The organism is Streptomyces broussonetiae (genome assembly GCF_009796285.1).
GTDB lineage: Bacteria > Actinomycetota > Actinomycetes > Streptomycetales > Streptomycetaceae > Streptomyces > Streptomyces broussonetiae.
Window position 1 is genome coordinate 4,402,878 of sequence record NZ_CP047020.1, and the last position, 25,283, is coordinate 4,428,160.

The 25,283-nt window shown below is 72.3% G+C and carries 26 protein-coding genes; 12 read left to right on the forward strand and 14 right to left on the reverse strand.

The features are described 5' to 3' along the window. Positions 1-15: 15 nt before the first annotated feature. The 4 genes from GQF42_RS20315 to GQF42_RS20330 all read right to left on the reverse strand — a co-directional run bounded on the left by GQF42_RS20315 (position 16) and on the right by GQF42_RS20330 (position 4,155). Positions 16-1,134 (reverse strand): LLM class flavin-dependent oxidoreductase, encoded by a 1,119-nt coding sequence (locus GQF42_RS20315; RefSeq protein ID WP_158921911.1) that lies wholly within the window; start codon positions 1,132-1,134, stop codon positions 16-18. 88 nt (positions 1,135-1,222) lie between these two features. Beyond that, positions 1,223-1,993: an SDR family NAD(P)-dependent oxidoreductase gene (locus GQF42_RS20320; protein ID WP_158921913.1), complete on the reverse strand. Its 771-nt coding sequence runs from the start codon at positions 1,991-1,993 to the stop codon at positions 1,223-1,225. 9 nt (positions 1,994-2,002) lie between these two features. Beyond that, the gene (locus tag GQF42_RS20325; protein ID WP_375990257.1) at positions 2,003-2,926 is read right to left on the reverse strand and encodes an LLM class F420-dependent oxidoreductase; all 924 of its coding nucleotides are present in this window, start codon (positions 2,924-2,926) and stop codon (positions 2,003-2,005) included. Continuing rightward, positions 2,923-4,155 carry an amidohydrolase family protein gene (locus tag GQF42_RS20330; protein WP_158921917.1) on the reverse strand — a complete coding sequence of 411 codons (1,233 nt, stop codon included), beginning with the start codon at positions 4,153-4,155 and terminating at the stop codon, positions 2,923-2,925. Before GQF42_RS20330 ends, GQF42_RS20325 begins: the two co-directional genes overlap by 4 nt. 200 nt (positions 4,156-4,355) lie before the next feature. On the opposite strand from GQF42_RS20330, the gene GQF42_RS20335 reads away from it, so the two are divergent. Together GQF42_RS20335 and GQF42_RS20340 are read left to right on the forward strand one after the other, a co-directional pair. Continuing rightward, positions 4,356-7,334: an AfsR/SARP family transcriptional regulator gene (locus GQF42_RS20335; protein ID WP_158921919.1), complete on the forward strand. Its 2,979-nt coding sequence runs from the start codon at positions 4,356-4,358 to the stop codon at positions 7,332-7,334. 215 nt (positions 7,335-7,549) lie between these two features. Continuing rightward, a complete protein-coding gene (locus GQF42_RS20340; protein ID WP_158921921.1) occupies positions 7,550-7,735 on the forward strand; it encodes a hypothetical protein in 186 nt (61 codons plus the stop codon). Between the two features lie 96 nt (positions 7,736-7,831). On the opposite strand, the gene GQF42_RS20345 is transcribed toward GQF42_RS20340, so the two are convergent. Then, positions 7,832-9,433: a FadD3 family acyl-CoA ligase gene (locus GQF42_RS20345; protein WP_158921923.1), complete on the reverse strand. Its 1,602-nt coding sequence runs from the start codon at positions 9,431-9,433 to the stop codon at positions 7,832-7,834. A gap of 105 nt (positions 9,434-9,538) precedes the next feature. Here GQF42_RS20345 and GQF42_RS20350 point away from each other — a divergent pair, with 105 nt between their 5' ends. Genes GQF42_RS20350 through GQF42_RS20360 form a run of 3 tightly spaced genes read left to right on the forward strand, consistent with a single transcriptional unit; the run spans position 9,539 to position 11,886 of the window. Next, complete coding sequence (locus GQF42_RS20350) at positions 9,539-10,693, forward strand: lipid-transfer protein (protein WP_158921925.1); 1,155 nt, start codon at positions 9,539-9,541, stop codon at positions 10,691-10,693. 15 nt (positions 10,694-10,708) lie between these two features. Then, a complete protein-coding gene (locus GQF42_RS20355; RefSeq protein WP_158921927.1) occupies positions 10,709-11,116 on the forward strand; it encodes a Zn-ribbon domain-containing OB-fold protein in 408 nt (135 codons plus the stop codon). Next, a complete protein-coding gene (locus GQF42_RS20360) occupies positions 11,113-11,886 on the forward strand; it encodes an enoyl-CoA hydratase/isomerase family protein (protein ID WP_233273399.1) in 774 nt (257 codons plus the stop codon). Before GQF42_RS20355 ends, GQF42_RS20360 begins: the two co-directional genes overlap by 4 nt. 9 nt (positions 11,887-11,895) lie before the next feature. Here GQF42_RS20360 and GQF42_RS20365 read toward each other — a convergent pair whose 3' ends face one another. From GQF42_RS20365 to GQF42_RS20375, 3 genes are all read right to left on the reverse strand, one after another. After that, entirely contained in the window at positions 11,896-12,285 is a 390-nt protein-coding gene (locus GQF42_RS20365; RefSeq protein ID WP_158921931.1) for a hypothetical protein, read from the reverse strand. 7 nt (positions 12,286-12,292) lie between these two features. Continuing rightward, a complete protein-coding gene (locus GQF42_RS20370) occupies positions 12,293-14,632 on the reverse strand; it encodes a serine/threonine-protein kinase (protein ID WP_158921933.1) in 2,340 nt (779 codons plus the stop codon). Between the two features lie 177 nt (positions 14,633-14,809). Then, positions 14,810-15,484 carry a VOC family protein gene (locus tag GQF42_RS20375; RefSeq protein ID WP_158930373.1) on the reverse strand — a complete coding sequence of 225 codons (675 nt, stop codon included), beginning with the start codon at positions 15,482-15,484 and terminating at the stop codon, positions 14,810-14,812. 254 nt (positions 15,485-15,738) lie between these two features. Here GQF42_RS20375 and GQF42_RS20380 point away from each other — a divergent pair, with 254 nt between their 5' ends. Then, positions 15,739-16,374 (forward strand): TetR family transcriptional regulator, encoded by a 636-nt coding sequence (locus tag GQF42_RS20380; protein ID WP_158930375.1) that lies wholly within the window; start codon positions 15,739-15,741, stop codon positions 16,372-16,374. A gap of 100 nt (positions 16,375-16,474) precedes the next feature. Here the strand turns inward: GQF42_RS20380 and GQF42_RS20385 are convergent, their stop codons facing one another. Beyond that, positions 16,475-16,927 carry an Lrp/AsnC family transcriptional regulator gene (locus tag GQF42_RS20385; RefSeq protein WP_158921935.1) on the reverse strand — a complete coding sequence of 151 codons (453 nt, stop codon included), beginning with the start codon at positions 16,925-16,927 and terminating at the stop codon, positions 16,475-16,477. Positions 16,928-17,009: 82 nt separating this feature from the next. Between GQF42_RS20385 and GQF42_RS20390 the strand changes: the two genes are divergently transcribed. Next, a complete protein-coding gene (locus tag GQF42_RS20390; protein ID WP_158921937.1) occupies positions 17,010-17,627 on the forward strand; it encodes a LysE family translocator in 618 nt (205 codons plus the stop codon). Between the two features lie 23 nt (positions 17,628-17,650). Here the strand turns inward: GQF42_RS20390 and GQF42_RS20395 are convergent, their stop codons facing one another. Further along, positions 17,651-18,130: a nitroreductase family deazaflavin-dependent oxidoreductase gene (locus tag GQF42_RS20395; protein ID WP_158921939.1), complete on the reverse strand. Its 480-nt coding sequence runs from the start codon at positions 18,128-18,130 to the stop codon at positions 17,651-17,653. Continuing rightward, positions 18,130-19,323, reverse strand: coding sequence for an acyl-CoA dehydrogenase family protein (locus GQF42_RS20400; RefSeq protein WP_158921941.1), 1,194 nt, complete (start codon positions 19,321-19,323; stop codon positions 18,130-18,132). Before GQF42_RS20400 ends, GQF42_RS20395 begins: the two co-directional genes overlap by 1 nt. An 85-nt stretch (positions 19,324-19,408) precedes the next feature. Between GQF42_RS20400 and GQF42_RS20405 the strand changes: the two genes are divergently transcribed. From GQF42_RS20405 to GQF42_RS20420, 4 genes are all read left to right on the forward strand, one after another. Then, the gene (locus tag GQF42_RS20405) at positions 19,409-20,581 is read left to right on the forward strand and encodes a thiolase C-terminal domain-containing protein (protein ID WP_158921943.1); all 1,173 of its coding nucleotides are present in this window, start codon (positions 19,409-19,411) and stop codon (positions 20,579-20,581) included. Between the two features lie 83 nt (positions 20,582-20,664). After that, positions 20,665-21,090 (forward strand): pyridoxamine 5'-phosphate oxidase family protein, encoded by a 426-nt coding sequence (locus tag GQF42_RS20410; protein WP_158921945.1) that lies wholly within the window; start codon positions 20,665-20,667, stop codon positions 21,088-21,090. Positions 21,091-21,100: 10 nt separating this feature from the next. Next, positions 21,101-21,766: a pyridoxine/pyridoxamine 5'-phosphate oxidase gene (locus GQF42_RS20415; RefSeq protein WP_158921947.1), complete on the forward strand. Its 666-nt coding sequence runs from the start codon at positions 21,101-21,103 to the stop codon at positions 21,764-21,766. Between the two features lie 53 nt (positions 21,767-21,819). After that, positions 21,820-23,004 carry an IS701 family transposase gene (locus GQF42_RS20420; RefSeq protein ID WP_158921948.1) on the forward strand — a complete coding sequence of 395 codons (1,185 nt, stop codon included), beginning with the start codon at positions 21,820-21,822 and terminating at the stop codon, positions 23,002-23,004. 160 nt (positions 23,005-23,164) lie between these two features. On the opposite strand, the gene GQF42_RS20425 is transcribed toward GQF42_RS20420, so the two are convergent. The 3 genes from GQF42_RS20425 to GQF42_RS20435 are packed head-to-tail and all read right to left on the reverse strand — an operon-like array spanning position 23,165 to position 24,935. Continuing rightward, positions 23,165-24,046 carry a GNAT family N-acetyltransferase gene (locus tag GQF42_RS20425; protein ID WP_158921950.1) on the reverse strand — a complete coding sequence of 294 codons (882 nt, stop codon included), beginning with the start codon at positions 24,044-24,046 and terminating at the stop codon, positions 23,165-23,167. A gap of 18 nt (positions 24,047-24,064) precedes the next feature. Then, positions 24,065-24,460, reverse strand: coding sequence for a Zn-ribbon domain-containing OB-fold protein (locus GQF42_RS20430; RefSeq protein ID WP_158921952.1), 396 nt, complete (start codon positions 24,458-24,460; stop codon positions 24,065-24,067). A gap of 25 nt (positions 24,461-24,485) precedes the next feature. Next, positions 24,486-24,935 (reverse strand): DoxX family membrane protein, encoded by a 450-nt coding sequence (locus tag GQF42_RS20435; protein WP_158921954.1) that lies wholly within the window; start codon positions 24,933-24,935, stop codon positions 24,486-24,488. Here GQF42_RS20435 and GQF42_RS20440 point away from each other — a divergent pair. Beyond that, entirely contained in the window at positions 24,934-25,173 is a 240-nt protein-coding gene (locus tag GQF42_RS20440) for a hypothetical protein (RefSeq protein WP_233273400.1), read from the forward strand. The genes GQF42_RS20435 and GQF42_RS20440 overlap by 2 nt on opposite strands. The last annotated feature ends 110 nt before the right edge of the window (positions 25,174-25,283 follow it).

The window sequence follows — 25,283 nt, forward strand, 5'->3', positions numbered from 1 at the left end:
CCCTGCGCCCCCTCCTCAGACGGCCTGACGGAACCGGGACGTCCGGTGCACGGGATCCGTGTCGATCCTGGGGATCACATGCTCACCGATCAGCCGGATCGTCTGCAGCGTCTCCTCCTTCGGCACCCCCACCGGCAGCCCGAAGCTCAGCTGGTCCGCCCCGGCCTGCTCCCAGCGCTTGCACTGGCGCAGCACCTCGTCCGGGTCGCCGCAGATCAGCAGCTCCTCCTCGATGAGCAGCTCCACGAACTCGGGTGTGTACTCGGGCAGCGTCTCGGGCCACACCGGGAAGCCCTCCGGCCGGGGGAAGGTGTCGTGGTACCGGAAGACCAGCGAGGGCAGGTAGTGCAGCCCGCCGCCCACCGCGATCTCGATCGCCTCGGCGTGGGTCGGCGCGCAGATCGCGGTGGTCGTCACCATCACGTTGTCGTTGACGAAGTCCCCGACCGGCTCGGCGTTCACGACCGCCGTCTTGTACTGCTCCAGCACCCACTCCATGTCGGAGACCTTCTGGATGCTGAAGCCGAGCACGCCGAGCCCCTTCTGCGCGGCCATGGCGTACGACGCGGGCGACCCGGCCGCGTACCACATCGCCGGGTGGGACTTCCCGTACGGCTTCGGCAGGACCTTGCGCGGCGGCAGCTGCCAGTGCTTGCCCTGGAAGCCCGCGTACTCGTCCTGCAGCCACATCTTGGGGAACTCGGCGATCGTCTCCTCCCAGATCTCCTTCGTGTAGTTCATGTCGGTGATGCCGGGCAGGAAGCCGAGGATCTCGTGCGAGCCCGCGCCCCGCCCGCTGCCGAACTCGAAGCGGCCCTCGCTGAGGTGGTCGAGCATGGCGACCTTCTCGGCCACCTTCACCGGGTGGTTGACCGGCGCGAGGGGGTTGAAGATGCCGGAGCCGAGATGGATCCGCTCCGTCGCGTGCGCCAGGTAGCCCAGGAACACGTCGTTGGCGGACAGGTGCGAGTACTCCTCCAGGAAGTGGTGCTCGGAGGCCCACGCGTACTTGAAGCCGGACTGGTCCGCCTGGATGACGTACTCGGTCTCCTCCATCAGCGCCTTGTGCTCGGCCAGCGGGTCGGTCTCGGCACGCTTTCCGACGTATCCCTGTACAAAGAGCCCGAATTCCACGGCGGTTCACCTTCCCGGTCCAGGTGCTCGGTGCGAGTGCCTCAAACTTTCTGACGTAGCGTCAGATTCGTCAATAGATGACGATCCGTCAGATGACGCTGACCCCGGCCAGCCAGCCCCCGTCGATCACGAACGGCTGCCCGGTGATGTACGAGGAGTCCTGCGAGGTGAGGAAGAGCGCCAGCCGGGCCACCTCCTCCGGCCGGCCGACCCGGCCGAGCGGCACGAGCTTGCGGTACAGCTCGTCCAGCGCGCGGCTCATCTCCTCCGGGTCTGCGTCCGGGTCCAGCCGCGCAGGGTTGGACATCGCGGTGTCGATGGCGCCGGGGCAGATCGCGTTGACCCGGATGCCCCGGTCCGCCAGCTCCAGCGCCGCCACCCGGGTCAGACCGAGCACGGCGTGCTTGGTCGCGCTGTAGCTGCCGACGGCCGCCATGCCGGTGATTGCCGTGTAGGAGGCGGTGTTGACGATGGTCCCGCCGTCGGCCAGCTCCGGCGCCAGCGTCTTCATGCCCAGGAAGCAGCCGACCTGATTGACCTGCACGACCTGCATGAACTCGTCCAGCGGAGTGTCCACGAGGGCGTTGAAGCGCAGGATGCCCGCGTTGTTGACGAGCCCGTCGATGCGCCCGTACGCCGCCTTCACGGCCCCGACGGCCTCCCGCCAGCCGTCCTCCTCGCGCACGTCGAGGTGGACGTACAACGCGCCGATCTCCTCGGCCAGGGCCTCGCCCTGCTCGTCCAGCACGTCGGCCACGGCCACCCGGGCGCCCTCCGCCCGGAAGAGCCGTGCCTCCTGCTCGCCCTGCCCGCGCGCCGCCCCGGTGATGACGACGACGCGCCCGTCCAGCTTGCCCATGCCCCCTCCTCAGTCCAGCCGTGGTGCGACCTCGGCCGCGAACGCGCCGATCTGGTCGATGAGTTCACTGCGGTCCCGGCTGCGGAACCGCACCTGGATCCGGTCCACGCCCATCGCCGCGTACGCCCGCAGCGACGCGGCGATCTCCTCCGGCGCCCCGGTGAGGGTCCGCCGGCCGACCTCCCAGCCGGCCCGCCCGACGTACAGCGGCTCGGTGATGGCCCCGACGGTGAACGGCCCCGCCACGCCCCGGTCCGCGCGCAGGCGGCGGATGCGGGCGATCTGCGCGGGCAGCCGGTCGCGCGGATCGCCCTGCGGCAGCCACCCGTCACCCTTGAGTGCGGCCCGGCGTACGGCGGGGGGCGAGGAGCCGCCGACCCAGAGCGGGACCCGCCGCTGGGCGGGCCGGGGCCGCTGGCCGAGGCCGGAGAAGTCGTAGACCTTGCCGTGGTGCTCGGGGAACTCCTCCGGGCCGAGTGCGGCCCGCAGCGCGTCGATCGTCTCGTCCAGAACGGCCCCGCGCCGCTCGAAGTCCGCGCCGAGCGCGTCGAACTCCTCCCGTACGTGCCCCGCACCCACCCCGAGGACCAGCCGCCCGCCGGAGAGGTGGTCCACGGTGGCGTACTGCTTGGCGGTGATCAGCGGGTGCCGCAGGCCCACGACGGCCACATGGCTGAGCAGGCGCACCCGCTCGGTGACGGCGGCGAGGTGGGCGAGGGTGGCGACGGGGTCGTACCAGACCGTGCTCATGGCCGGGGCGAGCCGGCGCGGCACCGCCACGTGGTCGCAGACCGCGAGGTAGTCGAACCCGGCCCGGTCCGCGGCCCGCGCGACGGCCACCAGGTCCGCCGGCCCGGCCGCGTCCTCCCAGCGCTCGGCGTACAGGGTGCTCTGCGACTGGACGGGCAGCTGGATGCCGTACGCGAGGCTCACCTCGGCCCCCTCCACAGCCCGTCCTGCGTCAGCCCCAGCAGCTCGATGGCGTTGCCGCGCACGATCCGCTCGACCACGTCGGCCGGCAGATGCCCCATCTGCGCCTCACCGACCTCGCGGGACTTGGGCCAGGTCGAGTCGGAGTGCGGGTAGTCGGTCTCGTACAGGACGTTGCCGACGCCGATGGAGTCGAGGTTCCTCAGGCCGAAGGCGTCGTCGAAGAAGCAGCCGTAGACGTGCTCGGCGAACAGCTCCGAGGGCGGCCGGAGCACCTTGCCGGCGACCCCGCCCCAGCCCCGGTTCTCCTCCCAGACCACGTCGGCCCGCTCGAGGATGTACGGGATCCAGCCGATCTGCCCCTCCGCGTACATGACCCTGAGGTTCGAAAAGCGTTCGAACTTGCCGCTCATCAGCCAGTCGACCATCGAGAAGCAGCAGTTGGCGAAGGTGATGGTGGAGCCGACGGCGGGCGGGGCGTCGGCGGAGGTGGAGGGCATCCTGCTGCTGGAGCCGATGTGCATGGCGACGACCGTGCCGGTCTCGTCGCAGGCCGCGAGGAACGGGTCCCAGTCGTCGGTGTGGACGGACGGCAGGCCGAGGTGCGGGGGTATCTCGGAGAAGGCGACGGCCCGCACCCCGCGTGCCGCGTTGCGCCGTACCTCCTCGGCGGCCAGGTGGGCGTCCCACAGGGGGATGAGCGTGAGCGGTATCAGGCGCCCGTGCGCCTCGGGCCCGCACCACTCCTCCACCATCCAGTCGTTGTAGGCGCGCACGCACAGCAGCGCCAGCTCGCGGTCGCGGGCCTCGGTGAAGGTCTGGCCGCAGAAGCGGGGGAAGGTGGGGAAACAGAGCGCGGACCGGACGTGGTTGACGTCCATGTCGGCGAGCCGGGCGGGGACGTCGTACGACCCGGCGCGCATCTGTTCGTAGGTGATGACCTCGAGCTTCACCTCGTCGCGGTCGACCCCGACGGCGGTGTCGAGCCGGGTGAGCGGCCGGCGCAGGTCCTCGTAGGCCCACCAGTCGCCCAGAGGCCCGTCGGTACTGCCGGGCTCACCCATGACGGGCCTGAAACGTCCGCCGAGGAAGGTCATCTCCTTCAGCGGGGCGCGCACGATCCGGGGCCCGGTGTCCAGGTACTTCTTCGGCAGCCGCTCCTGCCAGACGGTGGCGGGCTCCACGGTGTGGTCGTCGACGGAGATGATCAGCGGGAACTGTGGTGTCTCCATGAGCCTCACGGTAGCGCCGATCTGACGGTCCGTCAGCTAGTCGTGGCGCAGTGGTGTCCGGCCTCCGGGTGCGAAGACCGTGTGAGGGCCTTGTGTGCTCGGACGTGCCGGTCTGTGATCGGCGTCTCCCACGGCTGACGCAACCGCCCGGAACAAGGCAAACTGACGGGGTTGTTCGTGATGCCGAGGGGGACGAACGCATGGACGGTGGGCCGCGAGTGCCTGAGCAGCGGCGTCCCGGCTCCGTGACCGTCACGGAGCAGGAGGCGCTGCGGTTCGGCGTGCTCGGTCCGGTGCGGGCCTGGCGCGGCGCGGAGCAGATCGGCACGGGCTCCCCACAGCAGCGTGCGCTGCTGGCCGCCCTGCTGCTGCGCGAGGGCCGGACGGCGACGGCGGCGGAACTCATCGACGCCCTCTGGGGCCCCGAGCCCCCGTCGCAGGCCCTGGCGGCCCTGCGCACGTACGCGTCGCGCCTGCGCAAGATCCTGGACCCCGGCGTGCTGGTCAGCGAGTCCGGCGGCTATGCGATCCGCGGGCTCGGCGAGGGCGCCCTGGACCTGGCCGAGGCCCAGGAACGGGCGGCACAGGCGGAGAAGGCCCGGGGCACGGGCGACCTCTACCGGGCCCGCGATCTGCTGAACGAGGCCCTCGGCCACTGGGACGGCGAGCCCCTGGCGGGCGTCCCCGGGCCGTACGCCGAGACCCAGCGGGTCCGCCTGGAGGAGTGGCGCCTCGGGCTGCTGGAGTCCCGCCTGGACATGGACCTGGAGCAGGGCTGCCACGCGGAGGCGGTCTCGGAGCTGACGGCACTGACGGCCGCGCACCCCCTGCGGGAGCGGCTGCGCGAGCTGCTGATGCTCGCCCTGTACCGCAGCGGGCGGCAGGCGGAGGCCCTCGCGGTCTACGCCGACACCCGCCGCCTGCTGGCCGAGGAGCTGGGGGTGGACCCCCGCCCGGGCCTGCGGGAGCTGCAGCAGCGCATCCTCCGCGCGGACCCGGCGCTGGCGGAACCGTCCTCGCCCGCGACGGAACCTCCGGTGACGGCCGTCCGCCCGGCCCAGCTCCCGGCGTCGGTCCCCGACTTCACGGGCCGCAGCGGCTTCGTCTCCGAGCTGAGCGAGGTGCTGTCCTCGGCGTCGGTGTCCGCCGACGCCGCGGGCCGGGTGATGGCGGTGTCGGCGCTGGCGGGCATCGGCGGCGTGGGCAAGACGACACTCGCGGTGCACGTGGCGCACCGGGCCCGTGCGGCCTTCCCCGACGGCCAGCTGTACGTGGACCTCCAGGGGGCCGGCCCCCGCCCGGCCGAGCCGGAGACGGTGCTGGGCGCCTTCCTGCGCGCGCTGGGTACGGCGGACTCGGCGGTCCCCGACTCGTTGGAGGAGCGGGCCGCGCTCTACCGCTCGGTCCTGGACGGCCGCCGGGTGCTGGTCCTGCTGGACAACGCCAAGGACGCGGCCCAGGTACGTCCGCTGCTGCCGGGAACGGAGGGCTGCGCGGCGCTGGTGACGTCCCGCGTGCGCATGGTCGACCTGGCCGGGGCCCATCTGGTGGACCTGGACGTGATGTCCCCCGACGAGGCGCTGGCGCTGTTCACGAAGATAGTCGGCGAGGAACGGGTGGCGGCGGAGCGCGAACCGGCCCTGGACGTGGTCGCTGCCTGCGGCTTCCTCCCGCTGGCGATCCGCATCGCGGCCTCCCGCCTGGCGGCCCGCCGCACCTGGACCGTCTCGGTCCTGGCGGCGAAGCTGGCGGACGAGCGCCGGCGGCTGGACGAGTTGCAGGCCGGCGACCTGGCGGTGAAGGCGACCTTCGAACTGGGCTACGGCCAGCTGGAACCGGCCCAGGCCCGCGCGTTTCGCCTGCTGGGCCTGGCCGACGGCCCGGACATCTCCCTGGCCGCGGCGGCGGCGGCCCTGGACCTCGCGGCGGAGGACACGGAGGACCTCCTGGAGTCCCTGGTGGACACGTCCCTGCTGGAGTCCGCCGCCCCCGGCCGCTACCGCTTCCACGACCTGGTCCGGCTCTACGCGCGCGCATGCGCGGAACGCGACGAACAGCCGCCGAGCGAGCGCGAGGCCGCGATGTCGCGGCTGCTGGACTTCTACCTGGCCACGGCGGCACAGGTGTACGCGATCGAGCGCCCGGGCGACCGGCTCGTCGACCACATGGAGCCGACCGAGTATCCGGGGCTGCGGTTCGAGGAGCGGCACCTGGCTCAGGACTGGCTGTACGCGGAGGCGATCTGCCTGCTCGCCTGCGTGCGCCAGAACGCGGCCGGCCCCGCGACCCTGGCCAGGGCCATCGACCTGCTGTGGGCAGCGCACGACCTGTCGGAATCGGGGGCCAACTCCAGGGAGTACGAGGCCACGGCGAACGCGCTGCTGGACGCCGCCCGGTCGATGGGGCTCGCACGCGCCGAGGCCAGGGCCCTCACGACTCTGGTCAACGTGCACCACGTGGGCGGCCGGTTCGAGCTGGCCGACCAGGAGGCGGAGCGCGCGACACTCCTCGCGCAGGAGGCCGGCGACCTGCCGCCCGTCTGCTGGACCCGCAACGCCCGGGGCATCATCGCGCTCTACCAGAACCGTCACGAGGACGGCGAGGAACACCTCTCACAGGCCATCGAGCACTTCCGCATCCTGGGCGACCGCCCCGGCGAGGCCAGCGCCCTGTGCAACCTCTCGCGCATCCATCTGGCCACCGGCCGCACGACGAGCGCCGTCGCACTCGCACAGCAGGGCATCGAGATCTACGACGCCATGGGCAACTCCATGCGCGGCGCCAACGCCCGCTACGCGCTGGGGCTCGCGCTCACCCAGAGCGGCGAACTGCGGTCCGCGACCGACCGGCTCCAGGAAGCCCTCGGCGTGTTCCGCGACAGCCGGCAGCGCCTGTGGGAAGGCATGAGCCTGTTCCGCCTGGCCGAGGTGGATCTCGTGGCCGGACACCCGGCGCAGGCGGCCGCCAACGCCGAGATGGCGCTCACCGTGCTGCGCGGCATCGGCGGGGAGTGGCGTCGGGGCAACGTCCTGACGGTCCTGGGTCGTGCGCTGGCGGGCATCGGGCAGCACGGCCGCGCCCAGGTCTGCTGGCAGGAAGCCGTGCGCGTCTACGACGAGTTGGGCTCGCCCGAAGCCGCGGACGTACGCGCGCTGCTGCACCCCGCCCAGGCGGCCTGACCCTGGGCGGCACGTTCATCATTCGTTTATCGCCCCGCGTCATCCTCGAAGCAGTCGATCCGCCGCGTCGGGGGGCAGGCGGGTCACTGGAGAGGCCCTCGCACTGACGAACTAGGGTGAGCGGCCCGGCTGATCCGTCCGGTCACGCCCGGGGGAGTGACCGGACGGATCAGCCGATCCAGCTACTCGCACCGTCTCAAGGAGAGTTGACGCACATGAGTGACGAGGTCAAGCCTCAGGACCTGCACGCCACCGGCACGAAGGACGCGGCGGTGAAGCCCGACGACCTGCACGCCACGGACGCGAAGGCGTCGCCCCAGGACCTGCACGCCACCGACGAGCCCGTCGAGACCATGGACCTGCACGCCACGTCGGAGCCCTTCACGCCGACCAAGTCCTGACCCTTCGCACACGGGGGAACCGGCCGCGACGGCGCCGAGGGGGAGCCGTCGCGGCCGTGGTGTGTCCGGTGCCGCCGTCGCGGCCACGGCGGCCGGTCACCCGGCCCGCAACACCCCTTTCACCACCTTCCCGCCGGCATTGCGCGGCAGCTCCCGCACGAACTCCACCGTCCTCGGCACCTTGTAGTTCGCCATCTCGCGGCGGGACCAGGCGATCAGGTCGTCCTCCGTCAGTACCGAACCCGGTCTGCGGACCACGAAGGCCCTGCCGACCTCGCCCAGGCGGGGGTCCGGGACGCCGATCACGGCCACTTCGCGGACGTCCGGGTGGAGGCCCAGCAGCTGCTCTATCTCCGCCGGGTAGGCGTTGAAGCCGCCGACGATGAACATGTCCTTGATGCGGTCCGTGATGCGCAGGTTGCCCGCCTCGTCCAGGACGCCCACGTCGCCCGTGCGCAGCCAGCCGTCCGCCGAGACCGCCTCGGAGGTGGCCCTGGGGTCGTCGTAGTAGCCGCGCATGACGTGGAAGCCGCGGACCAGTACCTCGCCCGGCACACCCGGCGGCAACAAGGTGCCCGTCGCATCCTGCACCCTCACCTCCGTCCCCGGGATCGCCCGGCCGGAGGTGGACGCGATGACCGACGGGGCATCCGCGCGCCGGCACATCGTGACGACCCCGCTCGCCTCCGACAGGCCGTACGCCGTGAGGACCGTCTCCACGCCCAGTTCCCCGCGCAGGCGTTCCACCAGGCGCAGCGGCACGACCGCCGCCCCCGTCACCACCAGGCGCAGCGCCGACAGGTCGTGACTGTCGCGGGCCGGGTGGTCCAGGAGCTGCTGGTGCAGGGTCGGCGGACCCGGCAGCACCGACACCCGCTCCGCCGCGATGTTCGCGAGCGCCGTCTCCACGTTGAACACCGGCTGCGGGATCATCGCCGCGCCGCGCATCAGGCAGGCGATCACCCCGGCCTTGTAGCCGAAGGTGTGGAAGAAGGGGTTGACGATCAAGTAGCGGTCCGTCGGCCGCAGGCCTGCCAGGTCCGACCAGATCTCGTACGCCCGCAGCGTCTGCTCGTGCGTGATCATCGCGCCCTTGGGGCGGCCGGTCGTCCCCGACGTGTAGATGATGTCCGACACGTCCGTTCCGGCCAACTGGTCCGACCGAGCGCGGACTTCGGTGGCGCACACCGCCTCCCCCGCCGCCAGGAAGTCCTTCCAGGCGCGGAAGTCCGACGGCGCGTCGTCCGACAGGACCACCACCTCCGCCAGCCCCGGCAGGCCGGGCAGCGGGCCCCGGGCGCCGTCCGCCGGTGCGCCCTCGCCCGCCGCCCTGCGCAGGGAGGCCACGTACGACGTGCCCAGGAACGTGCCCGTCACGAACAGCAGCCGCGCCCCGCTGCGGCGCAGGACGTCCGCCGCCTCCGTGCCCTTGAAGCGGGTGTTGAGCGGCACCAGGACCGCACCCGCCGTCACCGCGCCCAGGGCCGAGACGATCCAGTCCAGGGAGTTGGGGGCCCAGACCGCCACCCGGTCACCGGCCCGCACCCCGCTCGCCAGGCAGGCCGCCGCCGCCCGCTCGATGCGGGCGCCCAGTTCGGCGTACGTGATCCTGGTGCGCCCCTCGACCACGGCCTCCGCGTCCGCGTACCTCTCGGCCGACCACCGCACCAGCTCCGGGATGGTGTTCCACTCGCCCACGACGCCCCTCCCCGAACTCTCCGAACTCCTCGAACACACACAGCTGACTGACCGTCAGATTAGCTGTAATCTGACGCACTGTCAGGATGACAAGAGGGGGTCGCCATGGCAGTTGCCGGGCTGAAGGACGCCACCGCCATCGTCGGGATCGGGCAGAGCGCGTTCGCCAAGCACCTTCCGCAGGACGAGAAGACGCTCGCCTGCCGGGCCGTGCTCGCCGCGCTCGAGGACGCGGGGATCGCGCCCGGCGAGGTCGACGCCCTCGCCTCGTACACCATGGAGGAGACCGACGAGGTCGAGCTGGCCAAGGCCGTCGGGTTCGGGGATCTGACCTTCTTCAGCAAGGTGGGGTACGGCGGGGGCGGCTCCTGTGCCACCGTCGGCCACCTCGCCGCCGCCATCGCCTGCGGACAGGCCTCCGTCGGCGTCGCCTGGCGGTCCCGGAAACGGGGCAGCGGGCCCCGGCCCTGGACCAACACCACCGTCCAGCTGCCCACACCCGCCCAGTGGACCCGGCCCTTCGGACTGCTGCGGCCCGCCGACGAGATCGCCATGCTCACCCGGCGGTACATGCACGAGTACGGCGCCACCCGGGATCACCTGTTCAACGTCGCCCTCGCCTGCCGCAACCGGGCCAACCAGAACCCGGCCGCCGTCATGTACGAACGGCCGCTGACCCGCGAGATGTACATGACCTCCCGGTGGATCAGCGAGCCGCTCTGCCTCTTCGACAACTGCCTGGAGACGGACGGCGCCCTCGCCTGCGTGATCGTCGGCAGGGAGCGCGCCCGGGACTGCCGGCACGCCCCCGTCTATGTGCACTCCGCCGCCCAGGGGCTGCCCGCGCAACACCACGGCATGGTCAACTACTGGAACGACGACCCGCTCACCGGGCCCGCCTGGACCGCCGCCCGGCATCTGTGGAAGCACGCCGACTTCACGCCCGACGACGTGGACGTGGCGCAGGTCTACGACGCCTTCACCGCCCTCGTGCCGCTCTCGCTGGAGGGGTACGGCTTCTGCGGGCGGGGCGAGGGGGGCGCGTTCACCGAGGGCGGTGCCCTGGAGATCGGCGGGCGGCTGCCGCTCAACACCTCCGGCGGCGGGCTCTCCGAGGCCTACGTACACGGCTTCAACCTCGTCAACGAAGGAGTGAAGCAGCTGCGCGGCAGCAGTACCGCCCAGGTCCCCGGCGCCGCCACCTGCCTGGTCACCGCCGGCGAAGGGGTTCCCACCTCCGCCCTGCTCTTGAGGAACTGAGGAGTTGAGCCCAGCATGCTGACCCCTGTCACGGACGGCGACGGCGCCCCCTTCTGGGAGTACGCGGCCCAGGGCGAACTGCGCGTCCAGGCCTGCGCCGACTGCGGCGAACCCCGCTTCCCGCCCCGCCCCTGCTGCGCGCACTGCCAGTCGTTCGCGAGCCGGTGGCGGGCGGTGTCGGGGCGGGGACGGATCTGGTCGTACGTCGTTCCGCATCCGCCGCTCCTTCCCGACTACGCGCAGCAGGCGCCGTACAACGTCGTCGTCGTGGAGCTGGAGGACGCCCCGCGGATCCGGCTCGTGGGCAATGTGGTCGACCACGCCGGTGCGGCCCTCAACTCCCTCGACACGCAACGGATCCGGATCGGCGCCCGGGTGCACGTCGTCTTCGCGGACGGGCTGCCGCAGTGGGTGCTCGCGTGAGCACCGTCCGGGTCGGGACCGACAAGGACAGCGGGGTGGCCGTCGTCACGCTGGACCGGCCCGAGCGGCTCAACGCGATCGACCTGGAGATGGTGGGTGAACTCCGGGCCGTCTGGCGGGAGTTGCGTATTGACGATGCCGTGCGGGCCGTCGTCCTCACCGGTGCGGGGGAGCGGGCGTTCTGTACCGGGATCGACCGGGACGTCGTCGTGCCGCAGCCGTCGTCGCCGTACATGCAGGACGATCCGCTGCTCGCGATCGGGCCGAAGGCGAACGACCTGTGGAAGCCGGTGGTGGCCGCCGTGCGCGGGATGGCCTGCGGAGGCGCCTTCTACCTGCTCGGGGAGAGCGACTTCGTCGTCGCCGACCCCAGCGCCGTCTTCTTCGACCCGCACACCTCCTACGGCATGGTCAGCGCCTACGAGTCCATGCTGATGGCCGCGCGGATGCCGTACGGGGAGGTGGCGCGGATGATGCTCATGGGCACCGCCGAGCGGATCTGTGCCCGGCGGGCCCTGGAGACCGGGCTGGTCGGCGAAGTCACCGAGGAGGGCGGGGCGTTGGCCGCCGCCGTACGGTGTGCGACCGTGATCGCCGGGTATCCGGCGCAGGGCGTGCAGGGGACCGTGCGGGCCCTGTGGGCCGCGCGGGAGGCGGCGCTGGCCCAGGCGTTCGCCCAGGCCCCGCACCTCATCGCCCTCGGCAACCTGCCCCCCGCACGGCAGGCGGAACTGTTCGCCGGGCGGCGCGGGGAGTTCCGGGTGCGCTGAGCCCGCCGGTCACTGCGGGGGCGCGTCCGGGCCGACCCGGCAGTGGTCGGCCAGGTCCCCGTTGCCCGAGCCGGTCTCCACCCTGAGCCTCGCCCTGCCCTTCGCCGGCACGGCGACATCGGCGAAACCGTGGTCGACCTCGGCATCGGTGCGGTCCCGGAAGGAGACGTCGACGCTGAAACTGCCCTTGCGGGTGTTCGGGTTGGCGACCTCGACCGTCGCGTACGGCTTCGTCTTCGTCGCGCAGCCGATGAGCTTCGTCGTGGCGTCTCGCAGGACGGTACCGGCGCCGCTGCGCACCGCGTGGCGGCCGTCGTCCGCCGGGGGTAGCGTCAGCCCTGGGACGGCCGCCGTCTGGAGCCCCTTTCCGTGACAACCGGTACGACGGCCGTCACGCACCCCTCCGTCAAGCCGTCCGCGCCGTGCCCGTGCCCTTCTCCGCGTCCAGCGCGTACACGCAGCGGTCCTTGCTGCACGCGTACACCACACCGTCCTCGACCACCGGGGAACCGGTGATCTCGCCGCCCGTCGCCAGCTTCCAGCGCAGCCGGCCGTCGTCGGCCTTGAGGGTGTAGAGCAGGTGGTCGGTGGAGCCGAAGTGGATGCGGCCCTCGGCCACCACGGGCGCACCCACGACGTCACCGCCCGCCTGGAAGCGCCACTTGGGCGTGCCCGTGACCGCGTCCAGGGTGTACAGGGCCTTGCCGCTCCCGACGTGGACATGGCCGGCGGCGACCAGGACCGGCTCGATCGAGGAACGGGCCTCCGTCGCGATGCGCCAGCGGTCACGGCCGTCGGTGGCGTCGAGGGCGTAGACGGTGCCCAGGTAGTCCGCCAGGTAGACACCGCCGCCCGTGACCGCCGGGCCGGGCGCGAAGGTCGGCGGGCCGAGGAAGACCGCGGGTGACTCGAAGTGCCAGCGGACCATCCCGCTCGCCGCCTCGACGGCGAGGACGCGGGTGCCGGCACAGACGTAGACGTAGCCGTCGGACGCCGGGGCGAGCCGGACGGGCACACCGCCGCAGGAGGCCGCGTCACCGACCGGGTACGACCAGCGCTCCTCGCCGGTGCGGGCCTCCAGGGCGCGCAGCCGGGCGTCCTGCCAGACGTACACCGTGCCGTCGTGGACGAGCGGTCCGGCCTCGGGGGACTCGAAGTCGCTCTGGCAGCCGCCGATCTCCCACAGCTTCTGCCCGCTGGCAGCCTCCCAGGCCTGGACACCGCCGCCGCGGGTGCCGGTGACGACCGTGCCGCGGTCGGCCTTGAGCGAGTACACCCAGGCGTCCGTCGACAGCCGCCACAGGTCGGTGCCCTCGCGGGCGTCCAGGGCGAACAGGGTGGGGCCGTCGGAGGCATGGACACGGCCGTCCGCGACCGCCATGGACCAGGCGACGTCACGCGTCTTGAAACGCCGGCGGCCGGTGCCCACGTCCAGGGCGTGCACCTCGAAGGAGGTGACGTAGACCAGGTCGCCGCAGACCGCCGGGGTGCCCCAGACGTCGTTGGACATCCGGAACCGCCAGGGGCGCCAGCCGCTCGCCGTCTCCGGGGGCACCGCCGGCACCGGGGGTACGGCGGGGTCGGCGCCGGCCGGGCCGGGGCGCGGGCGGGACCAGGTGGCGACCAGGCCGGCCTCCGGCGGGGGCGCCTTGACGGCGGCGGCGCGGGCGTCGGCGACGCGCGGTCCGGGGCCGATGGGCACCTGGGCGCCGGCCAGCCGGACCGGGCCGGCGTCGGGGGCATGGGCGGGGACGGGCGGTGCGGGCGGGTCGTACGAGGGCGGCGGGGGCATGGCCGGGCGGCCCCCGCTGTGCGGGCCGCCGGCGGTGACGGGGGCGGGCTTGACGGCAGGGCGCCCGCCGCGCCGGGACTCGATGAGGGCGACGGCCTTCTCGGGCAGCCAGGCGGACGCGGTGCCGCTGTCGTCGGAGCCGGAGCCGAAGAGGTGCGGCGCCAGCTGGGCCTGGAGGTCGGCCGGGGAGGGGCGGCCCGCGGCCTCCATCTGCATGCAGACCTCGATGAGCGGACGCAGCTCGTCGGGCAGGCCGGTGAGGTCCGGACCCTCGCGCAGCAGCATGAAGACCGTCTCGACCGGATTGGCGCCGTGGAAGGGCGGATGGCCGGTGGCCGCGAAGACCAGCATGGAACCGAGGGAGAAGACATCGCTGGCGCCGGTGACGCTGCGCGAGTCCTTGGCCTGCTCGGGGGACATGTAGGCGGGGGTGCCAACGGCGACGTTCGTCATGGTCAGACGGGTGTTCGAAACGCCGGAGGCGATACCGAAGTCGATCACCCGGGGGCCGTCCTCGACCACGAGCACGTTGGAGGGCTTCAGGTCGCGGTGGACCAGCCCGGCGCCGTGGATGGACTGCAGGGCTTCCGCCACTCCCGCCGCGAGCCAGCGCACGGCCTGGGCCGGGAGCGGCCCGCAGTCGTTCACTATCTCCTCGAGGGAGGGCGCGGGGACGTACGCGGTCGCGAGCCACGGCACGGCGGCGCGCGGGTCGGCGTCGACCACGGCCGCCGTGTAGAAGCCGGAGACCGCGCGGGCCGCCTCCACCTCGCGGGTGAAGCGGACCCGGAAGAGCTGGTCCTCGGCCAGCTCGGTGCGCACCGTCTTGATCGCCACGCGCCGGCCGGACGCCGAGCGCGCGAGATAGACCAGCCCCATGCCGCCGGCACCCAGCCGGCCCAGCACCTCGAACGGCCCGATCCGCCGCGGATCGTGCTGCGTCAGCTGATCCACTTGCCTGCCACCTCCCCGTACTGGCCGCGCCACCCCATATGTACGCGACCGACGTGCAGCGTCTCACCACCGCACCGCCGTGGCGGCACGCACCCTGATTCTTCCTGGCCGGGCGGCAGGTTGCGAACCCGGTGATAATCAGGGTGTCTCGCCATCAATCTGACCAAAGCGGACAGTTCAGCGTCGCAGAAGTGCGAACGACGCCCCCTGATTGTCGGTGACGACGGCCACATGCCCGTACGACGTCTCGAAGGGCGGCGCCTGCACCCGGCCGCCGAGGCGCTGGACGGCCCCGAGGGCGTCGTCCAGGTCGGCGACCCGGAAGTGCGCGAGGAAGTGCGGGGGCATCTCGGCCGGGAAGACCTCGGTGACGGGAGCCCGGCCGAAGTCGGGCCGGGCTCCCGCACCGAACAGGGCGTCATGGAAGAGACCGCCGTAGAAGGCGTTGGCGGCGGCCGTGTCGCGCGTGTACAGCTGGGCCCAGACGAAGCTGCCGGGCTCGTGCCGCCGCCCGAAGCCGCGGTGGCTGCCCGGCTGCCACAGCCCGAACACCGCGCCCTCGGGGTCGGCAGCGAGGGCGGCCACCCCGAGGTCGCCCACCAGGAACGGGGCCATGACCAGCTGCCCGCCGGCCGCGGTGATCCGCCGGCCGAGGGCCACGGCGTCCGGGGTGGCGAAGGAGACCGTCCAGACGGTGGGCATACGGCCGTCCAGCTTGGGGGCCAGCGAGGCGACCGGCTCCCCCGCCAGCCGGGCCCACACCGAGGAGCCGTACGCGTCCTCGAAGGTCCACCCGAAAAGCTCACCGTAGAACCGCTTGCCCGCCTCGACGTCGGCGAGCTGGGCGTCCACCCAGCAGGGCACGCCCTCCCCGTATGCCTCTTCCGTCTCTCCCGCCTCTACCACTTCCCCCTCCAGCACCTCTTCCGCCTCTTCCGCCTCTTCGTTCCCGGATGCCCTGTTTTCGGCCATGTCGCCAAAGTAACCGGGCCGCGCGCACCCCGCAGACCTGGCACACCACCCTCAGAGCACCCGTGCACCCCATTTGCAGTCGGCCGAATCGCGCTCCGATCACCCCTCGGTAAGCTGACGGCATGACAGGACAAGTGCGTACCGTCGACGGCCGCGTGGCCGGCCGGCGTGGGCAGGCGACCCGGCAGAAGCTGCTCGACTGCCTCAGTGAGATGCTCAGCTCCTCCCCGTACCGGGATGTCAAGGTCATCGATGTCGCCCGGAAGGCGGGCACTTCGCCCGCGACCTTCTATCAGTACTTCCCCGACGTCGAAGGCGCCGTCCTGGAGATCGCCGAGCAAATGGCGACCGAGGGCGCCGGATTGACCGAACTGCTCGAAGGGCGGTCCTGGGCCGGGAAGACCGGATGGCAGACGGCACAGGAACTCGTGGACGGGTTCCTGGAGTTCTGGCGCCGCAACGACGCCATCCTCAGAGTCGTCGACCTCGGCGCGGCCGAGGGGGACAAACGGTTCTACAAGATCCGGATGAAGATCCTGAACTCGGTGAACAACTCCCTCGCGGATTCCATCGCCGAGCTGCAGGCCAAGGGCAGAGTCGACAAGGACGTGAACCCGGCGGCGGTGGCCGGCTCACTGGTCGCGATGCTCGCGGCGGTGGCGGCCCACCAGAAGGGCTTCTCGTCCTGGGGCGTGAAGCAGGCCGAACTCAGGCCGAACCTGGCGCTGCTGGTGCATCTGGGTGTGACCGGCAAGAAGCCGACCAGGTAACCCACGCCCCGGCGCGCACATTTCAAACGTCCTGACCCCAAGTCCTGTCTGGCAGGCGGTGGTTCACCCGCGGTGAGCGGTTGAACCACCGCCTGCGCCGCTATGCGGGCAGCGGCCGGTCCCGTACGACGTGCTTCATGACCAGCGTCGACGTCAGCCGCTGCACGCCCGGCAGGGCCGCGAGCCGGTCGTCGTACAGCCGCTGGAAGGCGGCCAGGTCGGCAGTGGCGATCCGCAGCAGGTAGTCGGGCTCGCCGAACAGCCGCTGGGCGTCGAGGACGTGCTCCAGCTCGCTGACCGCCCGCTCGAAGTCGGCGACCGTGTCCCGGTCCTCCTGCCGCATGGACACGAAGACCAGCGCCTCGAAGTTCAGCCCGAGCGCGGTCGGGTCCACCACCGCCCGGTAGCCCTCGATGGCGCCGGAGCGCTCCAGCTCGCGCAGCCGCCGGTGACACGGCGAGACGCTGAGCCGCACCCGGGCGGCCAGCTCGGTCACGGTCAGCCGTCCATCCTGCTGCAGCTCGGCAAGGATTTTCCGGTCCATGTCGTCCATGGGGTAGATCTTCCCTCAGAAGCCCGGATCATGGGCAAACTTCGGGAACACTTTCGAGCCATTCACGCCTAATGTCCCCAGCATGAACTCCGGGCTGCTCCTCTCCTTCCTCGCCGTGGACCTGCTGCTGGTGTGCGTGCCGGGCGCCGACTGGGCGTACGTCATCGCGACCGCGCTGCGCGGCCGTTCGGTGCCGCGCGCGGTCGCGGGCCTGGTCTCGGGGTACGCCCTGCACACGGTCCTGGCGACGGCGGGCCTGGCGGTCCTGGTGGCGGGCTCACCCGGGCTGCTGACCGTTCTGACCGTGGCGGGCGCCGGGTATCTGCTGTGGCTGGGCTGGGGCGTGCTGCGGCGGCCGGCGGTGCCGGATGCCAGTGCCGCTCCGGCGCCGTCCGGCAGGCTCTTCCTGCGGGGCGCCACGATCAGCGGCCTGAACCCCAAGGGCCTGCTGCTCTACCTCTCCGTCCTCCCCCAGTTCCTCACCCTGCACGGCGCCCACCTGCCCGTCCCGGTCCAGACGGCCGCCTTCGGCCTGCTCCACATGGCTTGCTGCGCGGCGGTCTACTGCGCAGTCGGCGTGCTGGCCCGCGTCCTGCTGGCCGCGCGGCCGGCGGCGGCCCGGGCGGTGACCCGGACGTCGGGCGCGGCAATGCTGGGGATCGGGGCGTTTCTCCTGGTGGAACGCTTGGCCACGCTCTAGCCCCGCAGCGGGTGCCGCACTCCTCAGGGGGCCGCCGTGAGCCGGAACAGCCGGATCTGCCTCGTCACCCGCTCCTGGTACGCGGCGTACGGCGGCCAGAACGCCAGGACCGCCCGCCAGACCGCCGCCCGTTCCTCCCCCGTGAGCAACCGGGCCGTGACCGTGATGTCCCGGCCCTTCCAGCTGATCGACGCCTCGGGACGGGCCAGCAGGTTGTGGGTCCAGGCCGGGTGCCCCGTCCGGCCGAAGTTGGAGCCCACGAGGATCCAGGTCCGGCCGTCCTCCTCGGGCATGCACGCGAGCGGGGTGCGGCGGGGCAGGCCACTGCGGGCGCCCGTGGCCGTGAGGATCACCCCCGGCAGCATCCGGGCGCTGAGCAGCACCTTGCCCCGGGTGAGGCGATGGACCGTCCGGTCGAGCGCCGGGACGACGTGCGGGGCGACCCTGGCGAAGGTCCGGGTGGACGAGACCCGCTGGACGAGGCGGACACCGAGGGCGGCCATCAGACGGCCACCTCCCCGTGCGCGAAGAGCCCGGAGGTCTCGGCGGCCCGGTCCCGCAGCCGGTGCGGCGGCCCGAACAGCAGCTCGTCGCCGGCCGCCCGTTTGAAGTAGAGGTGGGCGTCGTGCTCCCAGGTGAAGCCGATCCCGCCGTGCAGCTGGATGCCCTCGGCGGCGGCCGTCCGCAGCGCCTCCAGGGCCTGTGCGAGCGCCAGCCCGCCCACGTGCTCGCCGTGCGCCGTCGCCCAGGCGGCGTAGTAGGCGGCGGACCGGGCCGCCTGCAGCGCCACGTACACGTCGGCCAGCCGGTGCTTGACCGCCTGGAAGGAGCCGACGGGCCGCCCGAACTGCTCGCGCTGTCCGACGTACTCCACGGTCCGCTCCAGCACCCGGCCCGCCGCCCCGACCGCCTCGCAGGCGAGCACGGTGGCGACGCCGTCCCCGAGGGCGGCGAGGGCCGCGAGGACGGCCCGCTCGTCCGCCTCCTCCTCGCCCAGCAACTCGGCGCGCACGTTCCGCAGTTGGATCCGCGCCTGGCTGCGGGTCGGATCGAGGGCGGTCTGCCGGACGCACAGCAGGCCGGACGCCTGCGCCGGGACCAGGAACAGGCGCGTGCGGGACCGGGCGAACCCGCCGGTGTGCGCGGCGACGAGCAGCAGGCCCGCGCTGTGCCCGTCCAGCACCTGGTCGGCCTGTCCGTACAGCAGCCAGCCGTCCGCCGCGCGCCTGGCCTGGACGCCTCCGGCGCGCCCGCCACCGGCGGCGTACCGCTCGTTCCCGCCGGTCAGGGCGAGCGCGCCGGCGAGGGCGGGCCCCGCGACGGCGAGGGCGGCGGTGAGGCCGCCGGCGGCCAGCCGGGGCAGCAGTTCGGCGCACTGGGCCCGCGTCCCCAGGGCGAGGACCAGCGGGGCGGCTAGGACGGAGGTGGCCAGCAGCGGGGAGGGGGCGAGGGCCCGGCCGGTCTCCTCGCAGGCGAGGGCCAGTTCGGTGACCGAGCAGCCGACACCGCCGTACCGCTCGGGCAGGGCGAGCCCCGGCAGGCCGAGCTGGTCGGCGAGGGCCGACCACAGCTGGGGGTCGTATCCGGCCGGGTTGTCGACGGCGGTCCGCAGCTCCGGCGAGCCGCAGCGCTTGTGCAGCAGTTCGCGCAGGGTGCGGCGGATCCCGTCCTGCTCGGCGGTGAGGCGCGTGTCCATGGCCGTCCCTGCCCTTCCCTCCGTATCTGACGGGGCGTCATATTAGGGGGGTCGAAGCGAGATGCCCAGGGGGAGGAGCCCTTCCATGAGTCGCGGGAGCCGGAAGGTCGCCGTGGTCGGTGTGGCCCTGTCCGACTGCGGACGCGTGCCCGATGCCACGGCGTACGCCCTGCACGCCCAGGCCGCCCGGCGCGCTCTCGCCGACGCGGGACTGGACCGCACGCTGGTCGACGGTCTCGCCTCGGCGGGCCTCGGCACGCTGGCCCCGGTCGAGGTCGCCGAGTATCTGGGCCTGCGCCCGACCTGGGTGGACTCCACCTCGGTCGGCGGCTCGACCTGGGAGGTGATGGCGGCGCACGCGGCCGACGCGATCGCGGCGGGCCGCGCGAACGCCGTCCTGCTCGTCTACGGCTCGACGGCCCGGGCGGACATCAGGGCGGGCCGCAGGACGGGTGACCTGTCCTTCGGCGCCCGCGGCCCCCTGCAGTTCGAAGTCCCCTACGGCCATACGCTGATCGCCAAGTACGCGATGGCCGCCCGCCGCCACATGATCGAACACGGCACGACGATCGAGCAGTTGGCCGAGGTCGCGGTGCAGGCCCGGGCCAACGCGGCGCTGAACCCGCAGGCGATGTTCCGCGACCCGATCACGGTGGACGACGTCCTGGCCGGCCCGATGATCGCCGACCCGTTCACCAAGCTGCACTGCTGCATCCGCTCGGACGGCGGCGCGGCGGTGCTGCTGGCGGCCGAGGAGTACGTACGGGACTGCCGTACGGCCCCCGTCTGGATCCTCGGCACCGGAGAGCACACCTCGCACGCGGCGATGTCCCAGTGGGCGGACTTCACGGTGTCACCGGCGGCGGTGAGCGGGCGGCTGGCCTTCGAGCGGGCCGGTACGGGGCCGGCCGAGATGGACTTCGCGCAGATCTACGACGCCTTCACCTATATGACCCTGGTGACCCTGGAGGACCTGGGCTTCTGCGGGAAGGGCGAGGGCGGGGCGTTCGTGGAGAAGGGGCGGCTGCTGGTGCGGGGCGGGCAGCTGCCGGTGAACACGGACGGGGGCGGCCTGTCGGCCCAACACCCGGGGATGCGGGGGCTGTTCCTGCTGGTGGAGGCGGTACGGCAGCTGCGCGGGGAGGCGGGCGAACGGCAGGTGCGGGGCCGGGACGGGGACCTGCCCCGGCTCGGGGTCGCCTCGGGGACGGGGGGATGGTTCTGTTCGTCCGGGACGGTGGTGCTCGGCCGGAACTGATCCACCGGGGGCCCGTGCGGGAAGACGGCTCCTGCCGGCCGGTGCTGCCGCCGGCCACGGACGAGCCGCAGGAGGAGACCGACATGGCGTTGACCCGCGAAGAGCGAGAGGCGTTCCTGGCCGAGGCCCACGTCGCCGCGCTGGCGGTGGACTCGGGTCCGGGACGGGCGCCGCTGGCCGTGCCGATCTGGTACTGGTACGAGCCCGGCACCGACCTGTGGATCATGACCGGGCAGGGCTCCCGCAAATTCGGGCTGATCAGCGCGGCGGGCCGGTTCACGCTGATGATCGACCGGGTGGAGCCGACGGTCAGGTACGTGTCGGTGGAGGGCCCGGTGGTGAGGACGGAACCGGCGACGCTCGAGGGGCTGCGGCAGATCGCGGCGCGCTATGTGCCGGCCGAGAAGCTGGACGCCTACGTCGACTTCGCCTGGAAGAACCACGGCGAGCAGGTGGTGGTGCACATGCGTCCGCACAGGTGGGTGTCGTCGGATCTCGGCCGGATGTGAGCATGGGGCCATGGAAACCGATCTGCCGGCGCTGCTGAGGTCGCTGCGGGTGTGGGACGCGGCCACGACGACGCTGCCCGCCTTCGACCCGGACACCGCGCCGCCGACGCCCGTGCTCCTGTTCACGGACTGGTTCGCCGAGGCGGTGGCGGCCGGGCAGCCGGAGCCGCACACGATGTCGCTGGCGACCGTGGACGAGGCGGGCGAGCCCGACGTACGGATCGTGATGCTGCACGGCGCCGATCCGGACGGCTGGTCGTTCGCCACGCACCGCACCAGCCGCAAGGGCCGCGCCCTGGCCGCGCACCCGTACGCGGCCCTGGCCTTCTACTGGCCGGTGCTGGGCCGCCAGGTACGGGTGCGCGGGCCGGTGACCGCGGCGCCGTCGAGCGAGAGCCAGGCGGATCTGCACGCACGCTCGACGGGCGCGCTGGCCGCGGCGCTCACGGGCCGGCAGAGCGAGGAACTCTCCTCGGTGGACGAACTGCGCAGGGCGTCGCAGGCAGCCTGGGACCGCGCCCGGTCGAACCCGGCCGAGCCGTCCTCGACCTGGACCCTGTACCGGCTGCGCCCCGAGACGGTGGAGTTCTTCCAGGGCGACCCGGACCGCCGGCACGTACGGCTGGAGTACCGGAGCACGCAGTTCGGCTGGAGCCGGACGCTGCTGTGGCCCTAGTACTGCAACGGTGCTTGCGGTGACTGATGGCCAGGTCGGTCGTTGGTGTGGTTATGGGTGGGGACCTTGCTGATGTCAGGTTGTGGGCGGGTGAACTGGAAGCCGTACATGAGCGGTTCGTGCACCGTTTCAGCAGGTCGGAGCCGCGGGAGTCGGCACTGGCTTATATGCGGGGCCTGATCGCTCCGCTGCAGCGCAAGAACGGCTGGACGCTGGCTGAGGAAGCCGGCCACGCAGGCCCGGACCGCATCCACCGGATGCTGAACCGGATCGAGTGGGACGCCGATGAGGTGCTCGACGACGTGCGCCAGTACGTCATCGACCACCTTGGCGACCCGAACGCCGTCCTGGTCGTGGACGACACGGGCTTCTTGAAGAAGGGAACGCGGTCGGCCGGGGTGCAGCGGCAGTACTCCGGCACCGCCGGGCGGACGGAGAACTGCCAGGTAGGCGTCTTCCTCGCCTATGCAACCGACCGCGGGCGGACACTGATCGACCGGCGTCTGTATCTGCCCACCTCCTGGACCGATGACCGCGAAAGGTGCCGCAGGGCCGGCATCGACGATGAGGTCACCTTCGAGACGAAGGTGGCCATGGCCAAGGCGATGGTCCGCCGTGCCATCGCGGATAAGATTCCGTTCCGGTGGGTGACCGCGGATGCCGCCTACGGCTTTTCCAAGGGCTGGCGATCCGAGTTGGAACGGGCGGACGTCTTCCACGTCATGGCCACCACCCGGCACGACACCGTGGTCACTCGCTGGGCGATCGACCATCCCGTCCACGACCTGTTCAACGGCCTGGCCCGGCAGAAATGGAAGCGCCGTTCCTGCGGCAATGGGGCTCACGGCCTGCGGATCTACGACTGGGCCCGCGTCGAGGTGCGGCCCTGGCACCGACCCGATCGCCGCCACTGGGTGATCGCCCGCCGCAGCGTCGCCCGCCCTCAGGAGATCTCCTACTACATCGCCTACTGCCCCGCCGAGACCACGCTGGATGACCTGATCCGTGTCGCGGGCAGCAGGTGGGCCATCGAGGAATGCTTCCAGAGCGCCAAGCAGGAATGCGGCCTGGACGACTACCAGGTCCGCCGCTACCCCGGCTGGCACCGACACATGACCCTGGCCATGGCCGCTCACGCCTGCCTGACCGTCCTGCGAGCCCGCGAGCTGGATGCCGGGAAAGCAGAAACGGATCCTCCCAGCTCATCCACCTCAGCCTCGCCGAAATACGACGTCTGATCACCCGCCTCACCGACCGCCGGCCCACCCCCGTCGAGCACATCCTGCACTGGTCGACCTGGCGCCGACGACGACAACACCAGGCCCGCACCAGCCACTACAAACGACGCGGACACAGCCCCTGAACTGGCCATCAGTCACGGCAAGCACCGTTGCAGTACTAGGTCCTGTCGTCGAACTCCCACACCGCGAAGTCCGCCACCGGACGGTAGCCGATCCGCCGGTACAGGCCGTTGCTCGTCGGGTTGGCGAGGTCGGTGAAGAGGACGACCTCGGCGGCGCCCGCCTCGCGCGCGGCCCGGCTCGCCTCCGCCGTGACCGCGCCCGCGTAGCCGCGTCCGCGCAGCTCGGCCGGAGTGTAGACCGGGGCGAGGCGGACCTGGCCGGCGACCTGCGGGGTGGTCCCTGCCATGGAGACGGGCGTGCCGTCGGCCGTCTCCCAGAGGGTGACGCCGGCATGGGCGAGGCGGGCATCGGCCCACTCGGCCGGGTCCTGTGCGTGCCGCGCTCCGACGGCCTCGTGGAAGGCGACGTACCAGCGGGCCAGCAGCTCGCGGTCCGTGCTGTCCGCGATCCGCGCGCGCCCCTCGGGCCCGGGCTCCGGGTGTGTCAACTCCTCGAGCCGGTAGAGCCGTTGCTGCTGCCGCGGCCCGACCGTGCCGGCCGGCCCCGTCCGCCGCTGCCACGCCGCGGCGAAGGCCGCCGCCGTCTCCCGCGTCGCGGAGATCCCTGGGACGGGGCGGTCCAGGTCCGCGAGGCGGGCCACCAGCGCGTCCGTCCCGTCCTGGGCGAGCGGGGTGACATGGACGGGGAAGGGCGGGGTGTGCAACAGGACCGCCCGGATGGGATCCGCGCCGTCGCCGCCGTACAGCAGGCCGAAGAGGGGGGCTTCGGGGCCGTAGACGTGCAGGCCACGGCGGCGCAGCGCATGCGTCACCGTCAGCGGGACCGTGTGCAGCGCCGGGCGGGAGTGCAGGAAGTCGCCCGCACGGGCGAGGAATTCGTCGAGGTCTTCGGTGAGATACCACTGCTCCGGGTTCATGCCTCCCGATGATCGGGCTCAGTCGCCCGGCTCGAACACCGGTTTTCCGTCCCGGTACGCCACCCGCAGCGCCATCCCGGCCCTCAGGTCGCCGTCCGCGCAGTGCACGATCTCCGTCATCATCCGCGGTCCCTCCGCCAGGTCGACCACGGCGGCGACGTACGGCGTGCGCTCACCGAAGGGCGGCAGGTCGTTGCGGTGGACCGTGGACCAGGTGTAGAGCACGGCCCGGCCGCTCGCCTCCTCCCAGGTCACGTCCTCGCTCCAGCAGTACGGGCAGAACTCGCGGGGGTAGTGGTGGGCCCGGCCGCAGGCGGCGCAGCGGCGGATCAGCAGCCGGCCGCCGGCCGCCGCCTCCCAGTAGGGCCGCGTGAAGGCGTCGGGCTCGGGGACGTCGTGGCGTGCCGCGTTCATCGGGACCACCCCTGCAGCTCCCCCATCAGAACCACCCGAGCCAGGCGTCGAGCGACCAGGTCTGCCAGGACATGCCGAAGAAGGCGACCACACAGATCAGCGCCATCATCGAGTTCTGACCCTGTTCCGCCCAGTCGTGGATCATCAGGACGAAGTAGAGCGCGTTCAGCAGCAGGCCGCCGACCAGCGCCACCGGGGTCAGGAAGCCGAGGATCAGGCCGAGGCCGAGGGAGAGTTCGGCGTAGGCGACGACGTACGCCATCAGCCTCGGGCGCGGTTTCACCATCGCCTCGAAGCCGGACCGTACCGGCGCCCAGCGGTGTTTCTCCGCGATTCCCGCCGCCCACGCGATGCCGCTGCCCCGCTCGAACCAGGCCTTCTTGTCCTTGTGCCGCCAGCTCTCCAGCCACCACACCCCGAGGCCGATCCGCAGCACCGCCAGCCAGTGGGGGCCGTCCATCCCTATGGAGTCCATGAATCTGACGGTACGTCAGATAACTGCCGAAGCCCACCTGTGCGTCCACCCTGAATCGTCGGCGGCCACCGACACCTCGCACGTCGTCTCCGCAAACCCGGCCGCCGCCGCGGCCGGCCTCGGCGACGAGGTCGACCACCTCCACTGCTGGGACCAGGGCCACGGCGCCAACGACGACCCGGGCGACTCCATCACCTGGATCGACAAGGCCACCGGGCACCACCCCAAGAAGCGGTAGCGCGCCACAACACCACGCGCCCCCCTTGGCGATTACGTCTTCACCGGTTGCACCCCTTTCCCGTACACCCGTGATCAATCCGCAACCAATTCCGGTCTTGACCGAGACCC

Coding starts and splice junctions, on each gene's coding strand:
- GQF42_RS20420 (WP_158921948.1), top strand. CDS start 21,820: ATGGGTGGGGACCTTGCTGATGTCAGGTTGTGGGCGGGTGAACTGGAA.
- GQF42_RS20440 (WP_233273400.1), top strand. CDS start 24,934: ATGAATCTGACGGTACGTCAGATAACTGCCGAAGCCCACCTGTGCGTC.
- GQF42_RS20415 (WP_158921947.1), top strand. CDS start 21,101: ATGGAAACCGATCTGCCGGCGCTGCTGAGGTCGCTGCGGGTGTGGGAC.
- GQF42_RS20335 (WP_158921919.1), top strand. CDS start 4,356: ATGGACGGTGGGCCGCGAGTGCCTGAGCAGCGGCGTCCCGGCTCCGTG.
- GQF42_RS20390 (WP_158921937.1), top strand. CDS start 17,010: ATGAACTCCGGGCTGCTCCTCTCCTTCCTCGCCGTGGACCTGCTGCTG.
- GQF42_RS20400 (WP_158921941.1), bottom strand. CDS start 19,323: ATGGACACGCGCCTCACCGCCGAGCAGGACGGGATCCGCCGCACCCTG.
- GQF42_RS20435 (WP_158921954.1), bottom strand. CDS start 24,935: ATGGACTCCATAGGGATGGACGGCCCCCACTGGCTGGCGGTGCTGCGG.
- GQF42_RS20430 (WP_158921952.1), bottom strand. CDS start 24,460: ATGAACGCGGCACGCCACGACGTCCCCGAGCCCGACGCCTTCACGCGG.
- GQF42_RS20385 (WP_158921935.1), bottom strand. CDS start 16,927: ATGGACGACATGGACCGGAAAATCCTTGCCGAGCTGCAGCAGGATGGA.
- GQF42_RS20340 (WP_158921921.1), top strand. CDS start 7,550: ATGAGTGACGAGGTCAAGCCTCAGGACCTGCACGCCACCGGCACGAAG.
- GQF42_RS20355 (WP_158921927.1), top strand. CDS start 10,709: ATGCTGACCCCTGTCACGGACGGCGACGGCGCCCCCTTCTGGGAGTAC.
- GQF42_RS20330 (WP_158921917.1), bottom strand. CDS start 4,155: ATGGAGACACCACAGTTCCCGCTGATCATCTCCGTCGACGACCACACC.
- GQF42_RS20350 (WP_158921925.1), top strand. CDS start 9,539: ATGGCAGTTGCCGGGCTGAAGGACGCCACCGCCATCGTCGGGATCGGG.
- GQF42_RS20425 (WP_158921950.1), bottom strand. CDS start 24,046: ATGAACCCGGAGCAGTGGTATCTCACCGAAGACCTCGACGAATTCCTC.
- GQF42_RS20320 (WP_158921913.1), bottom strand. CDS start 1,993: ATGGGCAAGCTGGACGGGCGCGTCGTCGTCATCACCGGGGCGGCGCGC.
- GQF42_RS20405 (WP_158921943.1), top strand. CDS start 19,409: ATGAGTCGCGGGAGCCGGAAGGTCGCCGTGGTCGGTGTGGCCCTGTCC.
- GQF42_RS20410 (WP_158921945.1), top strand. CDS start 20,665: ATGGCGTTGACCCGCGAAGAGCGAGAGGCGTTCCTGGCCGAGGCCCAC.
- GQF42_RS20395 (WP_158921939.1), bottom strand. CDS start 18,130: ATGGCCGCCCTCGGTGTCCGCCTCGTCCAGCGGGTCTCGTCCACCCGG.